The organism is Embleya sp. NPDC127516 (assembly GCF_044765325.1).
In the GTDB taxonomy this organism is placed as follows: Bacteria; Actinomycetota; Actinomycetes; order Streptomycetales; family Streptomycetaceae; genus Embleya.
The window spans coordinates 191,053-209,535 of the sequence record NZ_JBIWJT010000021.1 but is presented as its reverse complement, the minus strand read 5'-3'; the positions used below and the strand labels follow the sequence as shown (position 1 = coordinate 209,535).

At 72.5% G+C, this 18,483-nt stretch carries 16 protein-coding genes; 9 read left to right on the top strand and 7 right to left on the bottom strand.

All coding sequences use genetic code 11. The features are described 5' to 3' along the window. The coding region (locus ACIRL2_RS34625; protein ID WP_402237517.1) for a hypothetical protein at window positions 1–108 on the top strand (108 nt) is incomplete at its 5' end. Between the two features lie 91 nt (window positions 109–199). Here ACIRL2_RS34625 and ACIRL2_RS34620 read toward each other — a convergent pair. The 3 genes from ACIRL2_RS34620 to ACIRL2_RS34610 all read right to left on the bottom strand — a co-directional run bounded on the left by ACIRL2_RS34620 (window position 200) and on the right by ACIRL2_RS34610 (window position 2,214). Continuing rightward, window positions 200–919, bottom strand: coding sequence for a hypothetical protein (locus ACIRL2_RS34620; RefSeq protein WP_395870319.1), 720 nt, complete (start codon window positions 917–919; stop codon window positions 200–202). Then, entirely contained in the window at window positions 897–1,595 is a 699-nt protein-coding gene (locus tag ACIRL2_RS34615; protein WP_402237505.1) for a TetR/AcrR family transcriptional regulator, read from the bottom strand. Before ACIRL2_RS34615 ends, ACIRL2_RS34620 begins: the two co-directional genes overlap by 23 nt. A 121-nt stretch (window positions 1,596–1,716) precedes the next feature. Continuing rightward, the gene (locus ACIRL2_RS34610; protein WP_402237502.1) at window positions 1,717–2,214 is read right to left on the bottom strand and encodes a MerR family transcriptional regulator; all 498 of its coding nucleotides are present in this window, start codon (window positions 2,212–2,214) and stop codon (window positions 1,717–1,719) included. 274 nt (window positions 2,215–2,488) lie between these two features. Here ACIRL2_RS34610 and ACIRL2_RS34605 point away from each other — a divergent pair, with 274 nt between their 5' ends. From ACIRL2_RS34605 to ACIRL2_RS34585, 5 genes are all read left to right on the top strand, one after another. Next, entirely contained in the window at window positions 2,489–3,538 is a 1,050-nt protein-coding gene (locus ACIRL2_RS34605; RefSeq protein ID WP_395870313.1) for an aldo/keto reductase, read from the top strand. Window positions 3,539–3,789: 251 nt separating this feature from the next. Beyond that, the gene (locus ACIRL2_RS34600) at window positions 3,790–4,869 is read left to right on the top strand and encodes an ABC transporter substrate-binding protein (RefSeq protein ID WP_402237499.1); all 1,080 of its coding nucleotides are present in this window, start codon (window positions 3,790–3,792) and stop codon (window positions 4,867–4,869) included. Between the two features lie 101 nt (window positions 4,870–4,970). Then, entirely contained in the window at window positions 4,971–5,972 is a 1,002-nt protein-coding gene (locus tag ACIRL2_RS34595) for a FecCD family ABC transporter permease (protein WP_395870338.1), read from the top strand. Beyond that, on the top strand, window positions 5,969–6,877 hold the full coding sequence (locus ACIRL2_RS34590; RefSeq protein WP_402237497.1) for an ABC transporter ATP-binding protein: 909 nt from the start codon (window positions 5,969–5,971) through the stop codon (window positions 6,875–6,877). Before ACIRL2_RS34595 ends, ACIRL2_RS34590 begins: the two co-directional genes overlap by 4 nt. 19 nt (window positions 6,878–6,896) lie before the next feature. Beyond that, the gene (locus ACIRL2_RS34585; RefSeq protein ID WP_395870307.1) at window positions 6,897–7,700 is read left to right on the top strand and encodes an SAM-dependent methyltransferase; all 804 of its coding nucleotides are present in this window, start codon (window positions 6,897–6,899) and stop codon (window positions 7,698–7,700) included. Between the two features lie 90 nt (window positions 7,701–7,790). Here ACIRL2_RS34585 and ACIRL2_RS34580 read toward each other — a convergent pair whose 3' ends face one another. The 4 genes from ACIRL2_RS34580 to ACIRL2_RS34565 all read right to left on the bottom strand — a co-directional run bounded on the left by ACIRL2_RS34580 (window position 7,791) and on the right by ACIRL2_RS34565 (window position 15,655). After that, window positions 7,791–9,119 carry a cytochrome P450 gene (locus ACIRL2_RS34580; protein ID WP_402237494.1) on the bottom strand — a complete coding sequence of 443 codons (1,329 nt, stop codon included), beginning with the start codon at window positions 9,117–9,119 and terminating at the stop codon, window positions 7,791–7,793. A 390-nt stretch (window positions 9,120–9,509) separates the two neighbouring features. Continuing rightward, the gene (locus tag ACIRL2_RS34575; protein WP_402237492.1) at window positions 9,510–12,596 is read right to left on the bottom strand and encodes a poly(A) polymerase; all 3,087 of its coding nucleotides are present in this window, start codon (window positions 12,594–12,596) and stop codon (window positions 9,510–9,512) included. Beyond that, complete coding sequence (locus tag ACIRL2_RS34570; RefSeq protein WP_402237489.1) at window positions 12,596–14,377, bottom strand: RNA ligase family protein; 1,782 nt, start codon at window positions 14,375–14,377, stop codon at window positions 12,596–12,598. Before ACIRL2_RS34570 ends, ACIRL2_RS34575 begins: the two co-directional genes overlap by 1 nt. Before the next feature lie 333 nt (window positions 14,378–14,710). Continuing rightward, window positions 14,711–15,655, bottom strand: coding sequence for a D-alanyl-D-alanine carboxypeptidase family protein (locus ACIRL2_RS34565; protein ID WP_395870300.1), 945 nt, complete (start codon window positions 15,653–15,655; stop codon window positions 14,711–14,713). A 122-nt stretch (window positions 15,656–15,777) separates the two neighbouring features. On the opposite strand from ACIRL2_RS34565, the gene ACIRL2_RS34560 reads away from it, so the two are divergent. Genes ACIRL2_RS34560 through ACIRL2_RS34550 form a run of 3 tightly spaced genes read left to right on the top strand, consistent with a single transcriptional unit; the run spans window position 15,778 to window position 18,436 of the window. Then, complete coding sequence (locus tag ACIRL2_RS34560) at window positions 15,778–16,458, top strand: response regulator (RefSeq protein ID WP_395870298.1); 681 nt, start codon at window positions 15,778–15,780, stop codon at window positions 16,456–16,458. After that, window positions 16,455–17,927, top strand: a complete 1,473-nt coding sequence (locus tag ACIRL2_RS34555) for an ATP-binding protein (protein ID WP_395870296.1) — start codon at window positions 16,455–16,457, stop codon at window positions 17,925–17,927. The genes ACIRL2_RS34560 and ACIRL2_RS34555 overlap by 4 nt, the downstream gene beginning before the upstream one ends. Then, a complete protein-coding gene (locus tag ACIRL2_RS34550; protein WP_395870294.1) occupies window positions 17,927–18,436 on the top strand; it encodes a GerMN domain-containing protein in 510 nt (169 codons plus the stop codon). Before ACIRL2_RS34555 ends, ACIRL2_RS34550 begins: the two co-directional genes overlap by 1 nt. Window positions 18,437–18,483: the final 47 nt, after the last annotated feature.

Below are 18,483 nucleotides of genomic sequence, written 5' to 3'. Positions count from 1 at the left end.
AGCACGTTGATCAACTCGCTGCAGTGGCACGACAAGCAGTGGGGCCTGGAGACCATGTGCGTCGGCGGCGGCATGGGCATGGCGATGGTGCTCGAACGGCTCAGCTAGGCCCTGTCCGGCGGACAGGACCTGTGGGCGGGCCTTTTGGGCGTGCCTTCGGTCGAGCCGCCGAGATCCGCGGACAGGCTCCCGGGTCGGGTCAGTCGGTGTCGTCGCCGTGCCCGGGTGGTTGCCGGCGGTACTGCTGGGCTCCGTGGCGGTCCCGGACGGTGACGCCCAGTTCGCGCAGCCCGTCCAGGGCCTCCTCGGCCGCGCCGGTCCGCTTGTCGGCCAGTGCCCGCTTGCGCGTGCGCAGCAGGGTGTGCGCGGCCGGGTCGAGGTCGGGGGTGCCGTCGACCCACGCGCCGAATTCCGTCTCGCGCGGGTCGGTCGTACCGCGCCACGGGTAGTCGAATCCGGCGAAGGCCTCGCGCAGTCGTTGCGTCGGCAGGTCGGTCGCACGGACCCGGGCGAGTTCGGACTCGGCCCCGTCCAGGGCGACCAGGTCTCGGCCGTCGGTGAAGACGGCGTCGATCCGGTCCCGGCGTACGTGCAGGCCGGAGCCGTCCCGGTGGATCGCGACGTGGTCGGCGGCCACGGTCACCACGGGGCTTTCCCGGAGGGCCTCGGTGATCAGCCACGCGCCGGTCATCGCGCCGAGCACGGTCGCGATCGGTACCGCCCAGACTGTGGGCAGTCGTGCGGCGAGTCGAAGCGGGCCGGGTGCCGAGCCGACCCGGTCGATCAGCCAGTCGACGAGCGGCCCGACCGCGAAGCCGGTGCCGAGGCCGAGCAGGGTGGCGCCGATTCCGATCACCCAGAGCCACACCGGTGGCATCCGGACCGTGACGGTCTGCTTATCCGTCGCTGCGCTGCCCATCGTGCCCCCATGGCTCGTCCGGTGTCGCTTTCGGTCTGTGGTCCGGGTTCGCGTTCGGCGTTCGGTCGTGTGCCTCGTCCCGTTTCTCGCTCGGGGCGGGTGCCAGGTACCGCGCGACGGTGCGGCGCAACGCGGGCGTGGCGTCGCGGGACGGTTCGGCGTTCAGGTACACGGCGTCCACGACGGTCTGGAGCCATTCGGCCGCCTCGATCGGGTCGAGCGTCGCGTCGATCGTGCCGTCGGCGATGCCGCGCTCGATCAGGTGGGCCAGACCGTCCCGGACGATTCGGGCGGTGCGGGTGACCACGTCGACCAGTTCGGGATCGCGGTCGACCTGGCGCAGCAGTTCCACGAGCAGCCCGACCGCGCTCGGGTCCCGGGCGTCGGCGGCGAGAGCGGTGGTGAGTTCGACGATCGCCTCGACGGGGTGTTCGGCGTCGGCGAAACGGGTCACCAGGTCGCGGGACAGCGGCAGATCGCGTTCGAAGATCGCGCGGAACACCGCCCGCTTGTCCGGGAAGTAGTAGAAGACGCCGGCCGTGCTGATGCCGGCTGCCCCGGCGATGTCGGCGACGGTCGTCGGCTCGAACCCCTGCTCGGCGAACAGCCGCGCGGCGGCGAGCGTGATGGCCTCACGCCGCCGGGCCGTTCGTGCGGCGTCCACGGTGCGGGGCACGGGGCTGCCTTCCGATTCGATAACCGATTGATCACTCTAAGAATAGCAGCCGCGCTCGGTCGCTGGTGGGGATGTCGTCGGGGTCGGGGCGGGCCGACGGGGGAGCGGGTGGGTCGGCGCGCTACGGAGTCGGTATTTCTCGCTGCGCGGGTGCCGGATCCGGGTCCGGGTCCGGGTTCGATTCGGGTTCGGGATCGGGTTCGGGTTCGGATCCTCGGTGGGGTTCGGATTCGGGTTCCGTCTCGGCGAGGTAGTCCTCGTAGACGCCCACTTTGTAACCGATCAGGTCGAGGCACTTGTGGAGCTGGGCGATCTGGGCGTGGATGCGGGACTGGTGTTCGCGCAGGATGGCCAGGCGCTCGCGTTCGGTGCCATCGCCGGTGCGGGCCAGTTCGGTGTAATGGCGGATGGCGGGGATGGGCATGCCGGAGCCGCGCAGGATCACGCACATGTTGAGCCAGGCGATGTCGTGCTCGGCGTACAGGCGTCGGCCGCCGGGGTCGCGACGGACCGGGTTGGCCAGGATGCCTTCGCGTTCGTAGAAGCGCAGTGTGTCGATGCTCAGGCCGGTACGGGTCGCGACCTGGCCGATGGTCAGGTCCTTGTGGGTGTCTGTCACGGGTCCAAGGATGGGACTTGACCTGGAGTCGGGTCCAGCTCGTAGATTTCCGGTCGGGAACGCCGCCGGGATCGGGGGCGGGAGCACTTCCCGTCGGGCTGCCGGGGTCGTGTCGCACGCGACCGGCCAACCCGCGGACCATCGTCGAACACGTTCGCAGGGCCATGCCCGGACTCGAGCGCACACACGCACACGCCCGCACCACGAGGCCGGTGGAACACGCCGGTTCGAGCATCGGCGCCGGCAGGAACACCGAAACAAGAGGAGCACGAACATGCGCTACCGCACCCTCGGCCGCACCGGCATCCAGGTGAGCGTGCAGGCCCTGGGCACGATGATGTTCGGCGCGGTCGGCAATCCCGACCACGACGACTGCGCCAGGATCGTGAACGCCGCGCTGGATCACGGGATCAATTTCGTCGACACGGCCGACATGTACTCGGCCGGTGAATCCGAGGAGATCGTCGGCAAGGCGCTGCGCGGTCGGCGTGACGACGTGGTCCTGGCGACCAAGGTGCACTTCGCGATGGGGGAGGGGGTCAACCGGGGCGGTAACTCGCGGCGCTGGATCACCACGGCGGTGGAGGACAGCCTGCGGCGGTTGCGGACCGATTGGATCGACCTGTACCAGGTCCATCGCCCGGACGACTCGACCGACATCGAGGAGACCCTCTCCGTCCTGACCGACCTGGTGCGGCAGGGCAAGATCCGCACGTTCGGCTGTTCGACCTTCCCGGCCGAGGACGTGGTCGAGGCCCACCACGTGGCCGAGCGGCGCGGATTGCAGCGGTTCCGGACCGAACAGCCGCCCTACTCGATCCTGGCCCGGGGCATCGAGGCATCGCTGCTGCCGGTGTGCGAGCGCCTCGGCATGGGCGTGCTGACCTGGGGCCCGCTGGCGTCCGGCTTCCTCACCGGCAAGTACCGCAAGGGCGGCCCGATCGATCTGACCTCCGGTCGGGCCGGCCTCAACCCCGGACGCTTCGACCCGAGCCTGCCGGTGAATGCCGCCAAGCTCGACATCGTCGAGCAACTGGTCGAACTGGCCGAGGAGATCGGCTGCACGCTGCCCGAACTCGCGGTGGCCTTCCCGACGGCGCACCCGGCGGTCACCTCGGTCATCATCGGGCCGCGCACCATGGCGCAGCTCGACGCGTTGGTCGAGGGGGCGACGCTCACCCTGGACGACGCGGCGCTGGACCGCATCGACACGATCGTCGCGCCGGGCACGAACACGTATCACCCGGACGGCGCGTGGACCCACCCGGCGCTGGCCCGCACCGCCCTGCGCCGACGCCCGGTGACCGATCGCGCGGCCGGCTGACCTCCCCGGACGCTCCCCGGACACCGGATGCGGACCGTACCCGTTCCGGTGTTCATCCGCGGAGTCCGGCACGGGCGTTCCGGGTGGGGGCCGGTGGGCTCGGTGGGCTCGGTCCGCGGGAGAGGCGGGAACCCGACCTCGGTGGGAACTTACCCGGGGTCTCGGCCGACTGAGTGTCCGGGTTCGCGTTCGCGGGCCGACCGTCGGCACTTCCGGGGAGCGAAACTGTGCGGGGCAGCAAGGTGTGTGGCATGGCCGCCGTGGTGGTTTTGTTCGCGACGGCGTGTGGGGGTGACTCGAAGGACACGAACACCGCCGCTTCGGGCCCGACCGCGTCCGCGACGGGAGCGGGCGGAGGCGGGGCGTCGGGCTTCCCGGTGAAGGTGACGGACTGCGCCGGTGCCGAGACGACGTTCACCGAGGCGCCGAAGAAGGTGGTCACGAGCAACGCCTCCAGCCTGGAGATGTTGTTCTGGCTCGGCGCCGGGGACCGGGTGGTCGGCACCGGCTTCCCTCCGGGCAAGGGCACGATGCCGGCGCAGTTCGCGGCGCAGGCCGACAAGGTCCGGGTGCTCGGCGACATGGTGATCCCCAAGGAGCAACTGCTCGGCTCGGGCGCCGACCTGTACATCGACACCTTCGCCGACATGGGCGGCATGGGAGCGATGGGGTCGGGGCCCTCGGCCAAGGAGTTCGCCGCCGCCGGCATCAAGCACATCTATCTCAAGTCCACCGCGTGCGCGACCAAGCGTCCCGGCCCGCAGCAGGACCTGAGCGCGGTCGAGGCGGACATCAAGGAACTCGGGGCGGTGACCGGGACGTCCGCCCGGGCCGACGAACTCGTCGCGGGCATGGAACAGACCGTGGGCACGGTGCGCACCGCACTCGCCGGCCTGCCGCAGGATCGGCGGCCGAGCTACTTCTTCTTCGACTTCGACGCCGGTACCAAGCAGCCGATCGCCGTATGCGGCAAGCAGGTCGCCAACGCGGTGATCACCCAGGCCGGGGCGCGCAACGTGTTCGCCGATTGCGCCGGCGACTTCAAGCCCGTCGCGTGGGAGGACGTGGTCGCCAAGAACCCGGACTGGATCCAGCTCGGCGTCCGGAACAAGGGCAGCGCCGAGGCCAACGCCAAGGCGTTCGACGACGCCGAGCGATTCCTGCGCACTTTCGACGCGACCAAGGGCCTGAACGCGGTCCGGGACGGCAGGTTCGTCCGGATCGGCTCGGAGAGCACCACGATCGCCGGGGTCCGCAACGCCGAGACGGTGCGGCGGATCGCGAGCACGATCCACCCGGACCTGGTCCGGCCCGCACCGGCCGCGGGGTAGGCCCGGTGTTGTCGGTATCCGAGCGCACGACCCGCCGTCGGGACCGGGCGGCGCCGCCGCCGGCCGACGAGGAGCGGGCCCGCCCGGCGCGCACCGCGTGGGTGGTCGCCGTCCTGGCCGTGCTCCTGGTCGTCGCGTTGACCTCGGCGGTGTCGTTGGGTTCGGTGGACATCCCGATCGGTGAGGTGTGGTCGGTGGTCGGGCGCCGGCTGACCGGCGAGCCGCCCGAGGCCGGTACGCGCGACCTGATCGTCTGGCAACTCCGGCTGCCGCGTGCCCTGTTGGCGGCGGTGGTCGGCGCCGGGCTGGGCCTGGTGGGCACCGCCGTACAGGCGCTGGTGCGCAATCCGCTCGCCGACCCGTACCTGCTCGGCATCTCCTCCGGCGCCTCGCTCGGCGCCATCGCGGTGATCGTGCTCGGCGCGAGCACCGGTGGCCTGCTCGGACTCGGCCTTTCCGCCTCGGCGTTCGCCGGTGCGTTGGCGGCGTTCGCCCTGGTGTGGGCCCTGGCCCGACGAGGTGGCGGGTTCTCCCCGCTGCGCCTGGTCCTGGCCGGGATCGGGGTGGGCCAGTTCCTGTCCGGATTCACCAGCTTCCTGGTACTTCAGGCGGGTGACGAACAGCAGACGCGCGGCGTGCTGTTCTGGCTGATGGGCAGCCTCAGCGGCGCGCAATGGGAGCAACTGGCCCTGCCTGCCGCGGCCGTGGCCGCGGGGCTGATCGGGTTGCAGGCCCGGGCCCGGGCGCTCAACGCGTTGCTGATGGGCGACGAGACGGCCGCCGGGCTGGGCGTGGACGTGGCCCGACTGCGGCGCGAACTGTTCGCGGTGACCAGCGTGTTGACCGGTGTCCTGGTCGCCGTGTCGGGGGCGATCGGCTTCGTCGGACTGATGGTTCCGCATGTCTGCCGGCTGCTGATCGGCGGTGACCACCGCCGACTGCTGCCGGTGTCGGCGTTGTTCGGCGCGGTGCTGTTGGTCGCGGTGGACACCGTGGCCCGGACGGCGGTGAGTACGCAGGAGTTGCCGATCGGCGTGGTCACCGCTGTTCTCGGCGCCCCGGTCCTGCTGCTCCTGCTCGATCGACGGCTGGAGACACGATGACGGGCGGCGGCGTGGGCGATCGCGCGGATGGCGGGCCGGGCGAGGAGGTGCGCGGCGTGGGCGCCGAGCGGACGCGAATCACCGTGCACGATCTGCGCGTCGCCCTCTCCGGCCGGGACATCCTGACCGGGGTCGGGCTGATCGCGGCGGGTGGTGAGATCACCGGCCTGGTCGGCCCCAACGGCAGCGGCAAGTCCACCCTGCTGCGCACGATCTACCGACACCTGAAGCCGCAGGCCGGCCGGGTCCTGCTCGGCGATCGGGACCTGCGTGCGATGACCCCGGCGGCGGCGGCCCGACATGTCGCGGCGCTGCCGCAGGAGCGGGAGAACGACTTCGATTTCACCGTGCGCGAGGTGGTCGCGATGGGGCGGACCCCCTACCAGAAGGCGTTCGCCGGGGACAGCGCCGCGGATCGGGCGGCGGTGCTGATCGCGCTGGTCCAGGCCGGAGTCGAGGCACATCAGGGCCGGCGCTTTTCGACCCTGTCCGGCGGTGAACGCCAACGCGTCCTGCTGGCCAGGGCGTTGGCTCAGGAACCGGACGTGCTGGTGCTGGACGAGCCGACCAATCACCTCGATGTGCGGCATCAGGTCGAACTCCTGGCGCTGTTGCGCGCCCAGGATCGTACGACGCTGATCGCGCTGCACGACCTCAACGCGGCGGCCTCGGTGTGCGATCGGCTGCACGTACTGCACCGGGGCCGGTTGCGCGCGTCCGGGTCGCCGCGCGAGGTGCTCACTCCGGAACTGCTCGCCGAGGTGTTCGGCATCCGTGCGGTGATCCTCGACCACCCGCTCACCGGTGATCCGCTGATCGCGGTCGATCACCGAACGACGGCGGCTCCGGTGACTCCGGTGACAGCCGGGCGAGGCGGCGAATTCGGGTTGCGCTCGGGCGGATGATCGGGTTGGGTTCGTGCTCGTGAGTGCCCTGAATGATCTTGTGCGTCCGGACCGCTATCCGCGCTCCTCCCGCTATGACCCCGCCTGGCTGCTCGACCTCGACATGGGGCCGAACCCGTTGTGGCTGCTGGAGGACCTCGCCCGGGACCTCGACCTGCGCCCCGGGATGCGGGTTCTCGACCTCGGCTCCGGCAAGGGTGCCACGTCGGTGTTCCTGGCTCGCGAGTACGGCGTGCAAGTCGTCGCTGCCGACTTGTGGATCGCCCCCGAGGACGCGGCGGCCGTTTTCGCGGACGCGGGTGTCGGCGACCGGGTGGAGGCCGTTCGCGCCGAGGCGCACGCCTTGCCGTTCGAGCAGGAGAGCTTCGACGCCGTCGTGAGCGTCGACGCGTTCGAGTATTTCGGCACGGCGGACAACTATCTGCCCTATCTGGTCGGGTTTCTCCGTCCGGGCGGACAACTGGGCATGGCGACTCCCGCGATGACCCGGGAAGTCCGGGAGATCGGGGCGATCCCGCCGCACATCAAGCAGGTGGTCGGCTGGGAAGCGATCGCCTGGCACACGGCGCAGTGGTGGCGCTTCCACTGGGAGATCACCGAACTGGTCGAGGTCACGTCCGCGCGGTTGCAGCAGGACGCCTGGCGGGACTGGCTGTTGTGGGCTCGGGCAGGGGCCGAGCATCAGCCGGACGGACCAAGCGCGAACCGGGCCGTCATCGACATGCTCACCACGGACGGTGGGGAGTTCCTCTCCTTCGCGTTGGTCACCGCACGCAGGAACCGCGCGGGATCGAGTCGCCCCGATGGGGTGGCCCCGGGCTGATGTCGGTGGTTCGGTACGCGACCTCGGAGGGCGAGGGCGGCGAGGCCCGGGAGGACACGTTCGGGAGATGGACAGGTGACCCGCGCCGGTTCACCTCTCCCCGAAGCCGGGGACAGCGGGTACGGCGGGCGGGCGCCGACCCGGGGTTTCGGGTCGGGCACCGGCCGGGGTCTCGGGTCGGGCGTGGGCCGGTGGTGTGGGGACGATGTCCAGCCGGCTCGGGCCGTTGACCATCAACGACGGGATGGGCGTCGGCGGTTGTTCGGGGTGCGCGAGCGCGAGGTCGGGGAAACGGTCGAACAGGGTGGTCACCGCTATCCGGGTCTCCAACCTGGCCAGGTGCGCGCCGAGGCAGAAGTGCGGGCCGTACCCGAAGGCCAGGTGGCTCTTGTCGGCGCGGGTGGCGTCGAACGCGTCGGGGGCCTCCGGGTGTCGCGCGGGATCGCGGCCGGCGGCGGCGAAGGCGATGATGATCGGATCGCCCCGACCGATGACGACACCCTCCCCGAGGTCGATGTCCTCGATCGCGTAGCGCAACGGGAGATGCATGACCGGGCCTTCGACCCGCAGCGTCTCCTCGATGACGTCCGCCCAGTCGATGGCGTTCGCGCGGAGTCGGTCGAACTGATCCGGGTGGGCGAGCAGTTCGGCCAGGACGTTGGTGATCAGGTTCACCGAGGTCTCGTAGCCGGCGCCGAGCATCAGGAAGAGCGAGTCGAGGAATTCCTGTTCCGAGGGCGTCGTCCCGACGCTCGCGGCCGCGGTGAGCAGGTCACTGGTCAGGTCGGCGCCCGGGTTCGCCCGCTTGTGCTCCAGCAACTCGACCAGCCGGCACTGGATTTCGATCCGCCGAGCGATCGCCTCCGCGGCGTCGATCGTGGTGTCCATTACCGCGTCGATGGCCCGGCCCAACCCCGGCCGCAGTGCCTCGGGCACGCCGAGCAGGTCGCAGATGACGGTCATCGTCAGCGGCAACGACAACATCTGCCGTACGTCGACGCTCTCGCCGGGCGGCACCGCCGCCAGCACATCGACCAGGCGATCCGCCGTGGCCTGGATCCGCGGGCGCAGCCGCTCCACCCGGCGCGGGGCGAACGAGGGCGCGACCCGTGCGCGCAATCGGCGATGCTCCTCGCCATACGTGTTCACGAAACCCTGTTGGAGCGCGACCGGTGCCATCGGCCAGCCGTCGGGCAGTTCGGCCAGACCGGGCCAGTGCCGACGGAAGTCGCGGGAGACCCGGGGGTCGGTGGTCAGCGCCTGGATCACCTTGTGCCGGGTGATCGACCAGGCCCGCACCCCGCCCGGGAGTTCGACCAGGACGGCCGGACCCCGGGCGCGTAGCGCGGCGGCCTCGGCGTGTGCGTCGCGGGCGGTGGGATCGAGTACGGGACATCGGTGCTGGGGTTCTGCCGACATGCGAGGCTCTCCTCGAGGGAACGTGCAGAGTGGCCACCGCGCCTGCGAGGCGCACGGCGCGGCCGTGTTCGCGCGTCACACCCGACCCCGGCGGGGCCGCATGCCCCTTCTTCTACGCCTGGTTCCGCGTCCTGACAACACCGTCGGCGGGGGCGACCGGCGCTTTGCCTCGATCGGCGACCAGGCCGGCCTGATCGCGCGCCCATCCGCGAGGCTCGTGCGCGCGGTGCGCAAGCCGCGCCGGTTCCCTGGCGCGGGCGCGCGCCCCGTGGCCGGGCGACGTACACCGATCGCCGGGCATTGCCGGGTGGGGTCCGACGCACGGTCCGGGGATCGGCGGCGTTCTGCCGTGGCCTTGGACTCACGGTCGTCCAAGGCGCGGTCGGGTGATCAGCGCAGAGTCGGTACGGAGCCGCCGTCGGCCCAGGTCGTTTCGACGCCGGGCAGGCTCCTGCGCCATCGCTCGGTGAGCTCGGCGAGGTCGGTGGCGCTCGGCGGGTCGGCACCCAGGCCGATCGCGTAGCGGGTGCGCGAGTCGGACACGAACGGGCGGGGCCACGCGTGCGCGTCCTGGACACCAGCCTCCTGCAAGGTGGTGAGCAGGCCGCGGATGCGACCGCGCAACCGTCCGGTGGTGGCCGCGCACTCCTCGGCGGAGGCGGGCAGTACGGTCAGCACCGCCCATGCGGCGTGCCGGCGGTGCAGGGGCGGCGGCTCGATCAGGGCGGCCCACGGGTCGCGATCGTCCCGTTCGGAAGCCTCGCCCGGCGTGAGCAACTCCCACGCGCGGTACAGCTCGTCGACCAGCAGATCGCGCCCGCCGGGGCCGACCTGCTCGGTACACGAGCGCACCGGGTGGGTCGGCGTCAGAATCGACACCGGCCCGCCGGTGACCGTGCCCGCGCGGGCGGTGTCGTCGTCCAGGGCCACCGGTACGCGCCAGTCCCACGCGGCCCAGCCGGCGAAGAAGTACGCCGGCAGGTCCTCGTCGGCCACGTGCGCGGCCTCGCGCGTGGTCCGGGCCGCGAGTACCGACCAAGCCAGGCCCGGGAGTCCGCCGAACGGGGCCGCGTCCAGGCCGCGCGCTCGCGCCCACGCCTTGATCCGTCGGGCCAGGTCGGCGAAGCGCTCGTGGTCCGCGCCGACCGTGCCCCGGATCGCGTCCGCGTCGGTGACCGCGCTCAGGGTCACCGCGGCCGGCTCGCCCAGTTCGGCGCGCCGGGCCACCGCGTCGGCGGGGGCGATCCGCCCGGTGCCGATCAGGGCCAGATCGACGGGCGAGTCGTCGACGCGCAACCGAAGGCCCGGTACCCGCGCGCCGAGCACCGGCCGGATGCCGCCGGCCTCGGGCAGCGCTGCCGCGATCCGCGCCGCGATGTCGGCGGGGTCGACGGTGCCGGGCAGGGCTGCCACCAGATCGAGGTCGGCGTCGGGCGACGCGCAGCCCATCCGACGCGAGCCGACCACCGACACGACGCCCTCGCCCAACGCCGCGGAAACACGCCTGGCGATCCGCCGGGTTCGGGCATCGCCGTCCGGGTCGTCGGCGCGGGGCGCCCGAGTGTCCCCCGGGCGGTCGGAGCGGGGCCGGAGGTGGGCATCGCCTTCGGGATCGGCGGCGCGGTGCTCCCGGGTGTCGTTGCCCGGGTCGGTGGCGAGGGGTGCCCGTGCCGTTCCTTCCCGTTCGGCGCCGACCGGCTCCCGTACCCGATCCGAGGGTTTGCGTGCCCGACCCCCGGCGACGGAACCTTCGCGGCTCCCGGTCGCGTCGGTACCTGCTACCGGATCCGGATCGGGCAGCTCGCGCAGTTCGCCCGTGCCCAGCGTGAGGACGGCTCGCGGGCGCATCGGTTCGTCGCCTCGGCGGGAGAGCAGGACCAGTTCCCCGACACGAGCCGTCATCGGCTCCAGTTCGCGTGCGCACGCGGCGGCGACGCGCTGTGCATCGGTGCCGCGGCCCAGGGTCAGGTGCGGGGTGTAGCCGCTCGTCCGGCCGAGGCAGCGGGGGAAGTGGGCCGCGAAGGCCTCCCGCATCCGGGCCCACGGGAGTTCGTCGGCGGCTGCCGGGTCGAGCCAGACGGTGGCGTCCTCGCGATGGCCGAAGGTGTGTACGCCGTCGAGTTCGGCGGTGAACGGTGTCACTCGCGCGGCGGCCGCGGCCAGCAGCGGCGCGGCCCGGTCGAAGTCGGCTTCCGGCACGAAGCCGAACAGCACGTTGACGTGCGGCGGCCAGCGGTCCACCTGGGGATCGTGCGCGCGGCGGGCCCGTTGCAGCGCGGGCCACAGACGCCCGGGCGGCAGCCAGGCCAGCGCGGTGCGCGCGCTAGGCGCGACGTCCAGGACATCGCCGGCGGGCGGATTCGCGGCGGGGAGCAGATCCGCCTGCACCCCGAAGTGGTCGGACGCGTACAGGCCGTCGGGCCCGGGCGTGTCCCCGCGCAGTACCGCCGTACCCGCCCGCCAGGAGCCGGTGCGCGACAGGATCCGGTCCAGCCGGGCGGCGCGGCCGGTGAGCGAGCCGATCGCCGCGAGCGGGTTGACACCCGGGTCGAACGTCGGCGTGTGGTCGTCGGCGCCGTGTACGTCCGTCCATACGTCCGTCAACCCCAGCGCGGCGGCCGGCCCCGTGGTGCCGTCGTTGAAGTCGCCGACCACCACCAGGTCGCCCGGGATGCCCGCGAACCCGGCGGCGAGCGCGGCCAATTCGATCCGGCGGCGCCCGGCGCCGTCCTGCGTGTGGTCACTGGTGAGGTGCGTGACGGCGAGCACGAGCGGCTCGGCCGGCCCGGCCACGGTGATCGCGGCCACCGCCTTGTACGGCCCCAACGCGTGCCGACCGGCCTCGCGCACCGGCAGCCGGCTCAGCAACAACAGCCCGGTGGCCGGTACATCGCGGCCGGCGGGATCGGTGTCCATCGTGTACGCGGCGCGCACCCACGGTTGGGCCGCCAACAGCAGGGCCAGTTCGGGCTCGACCTCCTGGAGCGCGATCACGTCGGCGTCGGCGGCGGCGAGCGCGGCGAGCAACATCGGCCGCCGGCGTGCGGTGTCGATACGATCGGCGTCGTAGCGATCCCACAGCGTGTTCCAGGTCAGCACGCGGATCCGCGCGGTGTCCGGGAGGCCGATCGGGTCCGCGCCGCTTGCGGTCGCGGGTCGCCAGCGGCCCGTCGACGGGTCGAAGGTGTGCGGTTCGCGCGCGGTGAAGAACGGCGCCCGCAGTCGGCGCGGATCCCGGGCCCGACCGGCGACACAGTGCTCGATCCGGTCCACGCGCGCGGCCCGATCCCACACCACCTCGCCGTCCGCCTCGATCCGCAGCACCCGATGCCACGGGATCTCGCCACCCGGGACGAACGCGGGCAACGGGATGCGCTTGGGGTCCGCGCCGCGTCGGCTGACCTCGAGGACGAAGCGGGCGGGATCGAACCGGGGATCCCAGCGCACTCGGTGGTAGATCTCCTCGCTCGTGCGCATCACGCGTCCTCCGCGTCCAGCGAGCCGGCGACGTCGTCGAGGCCGCCGCCCGCGCCGATGTACCAGGTACGGTGCGCCTGTCCGGGATACGGCGGCGCGAAGCGCCGTGCCTGCGCGGCGAGTACGGCGGGTGGGACCGCGTGTTCGCGCGTGGCGTTGCGCCGGGCCAACTCGTCCTCGCCGACCAGCAGTACGGCGTGCGTGATCAGCGCGTCGCGGCGGTGTGCGATGGCCTGTACCGGCATGCGCTGGCTGCCGGTGAGCGAGGTGGCATCCCACACCACCGTCCCGCCGGCGGCCAGCGCCGCGTCGAGCCGGTCCAACCCCCGGCCCAGCACCTCGCCGTTGGCGCTCTGGTCGGTCCGGGAGCCGCGCGCCGCACGCAGTTCGTCCAGGCTGATCAGCGTGTCGACGCCGGGAAGTTCGCGGGCGAAGGTGCTCTTGCCGCTGCCCGAGCGGCCGATCGTCTGGATCAACCGGGGAAAGTCGCCGCTCCACCACCGGCGGGTGGCCTCGGGCGGCATCGACCACCCCTTGGCGTGGCCCGCGCGCAACTCCGCCCAGCAGCGGTCGGCCACTTCCGAGTCCAGGCCCGCGAACGCGTCCGCGGCCCGGGCGCGCAGAGCCGCGAGCGGGGCCTCCTCCAGCAGGCCCGCGTCCGCCGCGAACAGCGCCGACCACTCCACCTGTTCGCGCTCCGCGTCGGCCTGCGCACCGGTGCGCCCGGTCAGCGTCGCGGCGGCCACCGCGTGCAGCACGCCCACATCCGCGGCGACCGCCAACCGGGCCAGGCCGCGTGGGCGTTCGTCATCCGGGAAGGGCCGGCGCAGGTGTGCCTGCAACCCGACCAGGTCCGCGACACGGCGCGCGGTGGGCAACCCGAGCGCCGGGACGAGTCGGGGCGTCAGCGTCGCCCGCCGTTCGGCATGCAGCGCGGCGGCCAGCACCCCGGCCAGCCGCGCGTCGCCGGTGCGACCCAGTACGTCCAGCCGCGCGCACGCGTCCGCGACCGTCTCGACAACGGCAACCGTCTCGGCACGGGAAATCGCGTCGGCTCCGGCGACCGTCTCGCCTTCGGCGGCCGGTGAATCCGTCGGGTTCAGCAACGCGAGCAGGGCCGGCAGGTCCGGCTTCGCGCCCGAACGCACGGCCCACAGTGCCGCGTTCGGCCCGAGACCGTTCGGCACCACCTCGGCGTGCATCCAGTGCGTATCGGTCTGCACGTGTCCGCGCCGCACCCATTTGGCCACCCGTCGGCCGAAATCCGCGCGCTCGAAGCCCTCGACCGACCGGACCACGAAGCCCTCCCGGCGTGCGGGATCGAGCCGGATCGCGCGCAACTCCCGCTCGTCGAACACCCCGCGCCACAACACCGGCGGCGTCGGCACGCCCAGTCGACGCAGGAAACGCGCACTCTCGTCCCAGTCCAGGCAACGATCACCGGCCCACACCGAGAAACCGTAGAACCAACTCGCCAGCGCGTCATAGCCGATCGAGTGCCGGGCGTACATGTTCTCGCCGCAGATCCGCCACCCGGGCGGGATCCGTGCGCCGATCCGGCCCTGGAGCGCCTTGACCCAGGTCCGCGAGGGGTGGTGCGCGGAGTCCAACGACCGCGCGTGCAGGCCGTCCGGATACAGCGTGGTGTTCTCACCGTCGAGCTTCTCGGTGACCACGACCTCCAGGCCGCGCAGTCCCGACAGGTCGCCGGCGCGCACGTCGTCGGCGCCGGCACCCGGCGACCACGGCACATGCGGGGTGCGGGGATAGTGCGTACGCATGTCCCCTCCCCGATCACCGGCCCGGTCCCGCTGCGACCGAGCATTGCGCGCGGATCCTCGGTCACTGTAGGAGCGGGCCGCGCGGCGGGCCATCGAATTTCGGCCGCCGGCGACCCGGTCGGCCACCCCTGCGGCCACCCGGCGTCGCGCGGCGGACCGAGCGGGAGACGGGAATTCCGGGAGGCGGGACGTGCGGGACGTGCGGGACGTGCGGGAGGTCGGGCCGGGCGGGGCGGGACGAGCGGGAGCCCGCGACCCGAGGAACGCGAGGGACGCCGGGACGCGCGGGCGGCAGCCCGGTGCCACCCGCGCCGCCGACCCCGCCCGCATCCGTCACGGTGCCCCGATCGAACGGATCAGCGTCTCGCTCGCGTTGATCGCGGCGGCCGCCGTGCTGCCCTTGCGCTGGGCCATGACCGCGCAGACCACCAGGTGCGGCTTGCCGTCGACGTGGCGTTCGGCGGCGAAGACCAGGTTGGCGCCGGCGGGGGTGGTGAAACCGGTCTTGCCCGCCAGCACGCCCTCGCGGCCGAGCAGGGTGTTGCTGTTGGGCTTGGTGATCCGCGCCGAGTCGGTGTAGTCGCGGACGCCGGCGACCGCGGCGAAGGCCGGGTCGCGCATCGCCACCGTGAACAGTCGGACCTGGTCGGCGGCGGTGCTCACGGTGGCCCGGTCGAATCCGGAGGGATCGGTGTAGGTGGTGTCGCGCATGCCCAATTCGCGGGCGGTGCGGTTCATCCGGGCCACGAACGCCGCCTCGTTCCCGTCCACCCAGCGGGCGATCTCGTGCGCGATGTTGCTCGCCGATATCGTCATCAGTGCCTCCAGGGCCCGGCGCTGGGTGAACGCCTCGCCCGGGGTCACCGGGGTCAGGCTCTCGAAGCGGCGCAGGCGCTCGGCATAGCGATGGGCCTCCTCCGCCGAGACGGTGAACGTCGGCCCCGCCGCGCCGGGCACGAGCGGCTTGGCCTTGAGGAACACGTACGCGGTCATCACCTTGGCCAGGCTCGCGGTCGGCGTCGGCTTGGCCGCGCCGGACACGATCGGGTCCCGGGCGCCCTCGACCGACACGGCCGCCTGGCCGTCCTTGGGCCATGCGGGGCTGATCGGCTGCGGGAGGTCGAGCCGGCCCGAGAGGGTGGCCGCGGGAGCCGGGTCGGTCCGGCCCGCCTCGCCGGCACACCCCGCCACGAGGGCCAACAGCGCGGCGACGACGGCGAGCACGATCGGCCTAGCCGAGCGGGGACGGCGCACGGGGAGCGAAAAGTGGTTCGTCATGGCTTTGACCATGGCGAGCGGGGATGACCGGAGTCGGCCGAGAACAAGACCGTTCTGTCACAACCGGCCCGATCGCTTCCTCGACGGCTGTTCGCACGGTCGGCCTGATCGATACTGAACCAATGGTTCGTGTGCTCCTGATCGAAGACGACCCCGCCGTGGCCGAGGGCCTGGCCATCGGCCTGCGCCGGCAGGGCCACACGACCGAGGTGCGGCACACCGGCGAGGACGGCCTCGCGGGAGTCGCCGGATTCGCTCCCGACCTGGTGGTGCTCGACCTGATGTTGCCCGGTATCGACGGCTTCGAGGTGTGCCGTCGGATCCGCAGGGCCGGCACCCTGCCGGTGATCATGCTCACCGCGCGCAACGAGGACATGGACGTCGTGGTCGGCCTGGAGGCCGGCGCCGACGACTACGTGGTCAAACCGGTCCAGGCCCGGGTCCTGGAGGCACGGATCCGCGCGGTCCTGCGCCGTACCGAATCCGCCGTCCCGGCCGGGCGGCGCGAGGTCTACGGGGACCTGACCCTGGATCGCACCGCCCTGACCGTGCTCAAGGCCGGGCAGCCGGTCGCCCTCGCCCCCTCCGAACTGCGGCTGCTGCTCGCCCTGTCGGCGTCCCCCGGCCAGGTCTTCAGCCGTGGGCAGTTGTTGGAGTCGGTGTGGGAACACCCCTACCTCGGCGACAGTCGGCTGGTCGACGCGTGCGTCAAGCGGCTGCGGATCAAGATCGAGGAGCCGGACCGGCCGGCCCGCTACATCCAGACCGTACGCGGGTTCGGCTATCGCTTCGGGCCGCTGTGACCGGGCCGCTGGCCTGGCTGCGCGGTCTACGGGTACGACTGGCCGCGGCCTGCCTGCTCGTCGCCGCGTTCGCCGCGCTCGCGACGGCCGCGCTGACCTATCGGGAAGCCCGTACCGCGATGTTGCAACGCACCCAGGACTCGGTGGTGCGCTCGGTGCGCGACCGGGTCGAGGCGGTCGCACCGTCCGTGCCCTTCCCCCCGGACCAGGCGGCGATCGACCGGATCGTCGCGCTGGTGGACACCCGGGGCAACACCGACCACTGGACCGTCCTGGTGAGGTTCGGGGACTTGTGGGCGGCCAGCGACTCCATGACGACTCCCGACGCGATCCCGCGGGAGTTGCGCAGGATCGTCACCGACCACGTCTCGACCGCGTTCCAGCGTGTGGACGACCACGGCATGCTCGCGCTCGCCGTCGGCGTACCGATCACCTTCGCCAACCGCGACGGCCGGGTCGCCTCCGGAGTGCAGGTCTACGTATTCACCTCGATGGTCGTCCAGGTCCAGGAGGAGGCGGCCCTTGTCCGGGCGGCGCGCAACGGCGCGATCCCCGCGGTCCTGCTCGCGCTGGTCCCGGCCCTGATCGTGGCCGGCGGCGTACTGCGGCCGGTCCGCGCCCTCCAGCGGGCCACCCGGCGCCTGGCGCAGGGTCGCCTGGACACCCGGTTGGAAGTCAAGGGCGGTGACGAACTCGCCGAACTGGCGAGCGACTTCAACCACACTGCGGCGGCTCTGGAGGAACACGAGGCGCGGCTGCGGACGATGGAGGCCAGAGCACGCGGCTTCGCGGCCGACGTCTCGCACGAACTGCGCACTCCGCTGGCCGCGATGGCCGCCGTGATCGACGTGCTCGACGAGGACGCCGCCGCCGAGAAGCTGGATCCGGACACCGCCGCCGCGCTGCGCCTGGTCTCCACCGAGACCGGCAAGCTCACCCGGCTGGTGGACGACCTGATGGAGATCTCCCGCTTCGACGCCGGCGCCGCCGCGCTGAACGTGGACGAACTCGACGTGGCGGAGGCGGTACGCCGCTGCCTGGCCGCGCGGGCGTGGTCGGACGCGGTGGTCACCGACCTGCCGGACGGGATCCGGGCCGAGGTCGACCCCCGGCGCTTCGACGTGGTGGTGGCCAATCTGGTGGGCAACGCGCTGCGGCACGGCGCGCCGCCGGTCGAGGTGAGCCTGAGCAGCGAGCGGCGGGCGGACGGCCCGTGGGTCGTGCTGCGGGTCGCCGACCGCGGCCCCGGTCTCGCCGCCGACATCCTGGACCGGGTCTTCGAGCGATTCTTCAAGGCCGACTCGGCCCGCGCGCGCTCGGCCGGCAGCGGCCTGGGCATGGCGATCACGCTGGAGAACGTGCGACTGCACGACGGACGGATCCGGGCGGCGAACCGACCCGACGGTGGAGCGTTGTTCACCGTGGAACTGCCCCGGTACGCCCGGGCCCGAACCGAAGTGGATACGTGATGGCCGCCCGATACCCACTGCTCGCGGCGCTGCTCCTCGCGGTCGGCGTCGGCTGCGGCATTCCCACCACCGGCGTGGTGGAGGCGGGGGAGCCCGCCACAGGCATGATCGCGCCCGCCGACGCGGAGCATCCCGGCAGTGTGTACATCTACCTGGTCGCCGATCACCGGCTGCGCCCCACGCTGCGCACCTCGCTCGCCGGTGCCGGTCCGCAGGCCGCGCTGGACCTGCTGCTGGCGGGGCCCACGGCGCAGGAGGTCGGGAACGGGGTGACAACGACCATCCCGGCGAACGCCGGACCCGCGCGGGTGACGGTGCAGAGCGGCACGATCCGGATCGACCTGGCCGGTTCCGACTCGCTCGCCGACAGTGCGCTGGACCAACTCGTGTGTACCGCGGCGGCGGCCGCAAGCCGCGGCATGTCGGGAGGAGCCGAGACGCCGGTGTCGGTGACCACGACGGTTCGGCGCCTGGAGAACCGGGTCTGCCCGAGTCCGGTGGGGACCTGACCCGATCGCGACGGCCCCGGGCCGGATCAGGGTGCGGCGAAGATTCC

What these genes read in the sequence shown, in the direction of transcription:
- ACIRL2_RS34575 (WP_402237492.1), bottom strand. Translation starts at nt 12,596, where the DNA reads ATGCGCACGAGCGAGGAGATCTACCACCGAGTGCGCTGGGATCCCCGG.
- ACIRL2_RS34580 (WP_402237494.1), bottom strand. Translation starts at nt 9,119, where the DNA reads ATGTCGGCAGAACCCCAGCACCGATGTCCCGTACTCGATCCCACCGCC.
- ACIRL2_RS34590 (WP_402237497.1), top strand. Translation starts at nt 5,969, where the DNA reads ATGACGGGCGGCGGCGTGGGCGATCGCGCGGATGGCGGGCCGGGCGAG.
- ACIRL2_RS34605 (WP_395870313.1), top strand. Translation starts at nt 2,489, where the DNA reads ATGCGCTACCGCACCCTCGGCCGCACCGGCATCCAGGTGAGCGTGCAG.
- ACIRL2_RS34550 (WP_395870294.1), top strand. Translation starts at nt 17,927, where the DNA reads ATGGCCGCCCGATACCCACTGCTCGCGGCGCTGCTCCTCGCGGTCGGC.
- ACIRL2_RS34565 (WP_395870300.1), bottom strand. Translation starts at nt 15,655, where the DNA reads ATGACGAACCACTTTTCGCTCCCCGTGCGCCGTCCCCGCTCGGCTAGG.
- ACIRL2_RS34600 (WP_402237499.1), top strand. Translation starts at nt 3,790, where the DNA reads ATGGCCGCCGTGGTGGTTTTGTTCGCGACGGCGTGTGGGGGTGACTCG.
- ACIRL2_RS34560 (WP_395870298.1), top strand. Translation starts at nt 15,778, where the DNA reads ATGGTTCGTGTGCTCCTGATCGAAGACGACCCCGCCGTGGCCGAGGGC.
- ACIRL2_RS34620 (WP_395870319.1), bottom strand. Translation starts at nt 919, where the DNA reads ATGGGCAGCGCAGCGACGGATAAGCAGACCGTCACGGTCCGGATGCCA.
- ACIRL2_RS34570 (WP_402237489.1), bottom strand. Translation starts at nt 14,377, where the DNA reads ATGCGTACGCACTATCCCCGCACCCCGCATGTGCCGTGGTCGCCGGGT.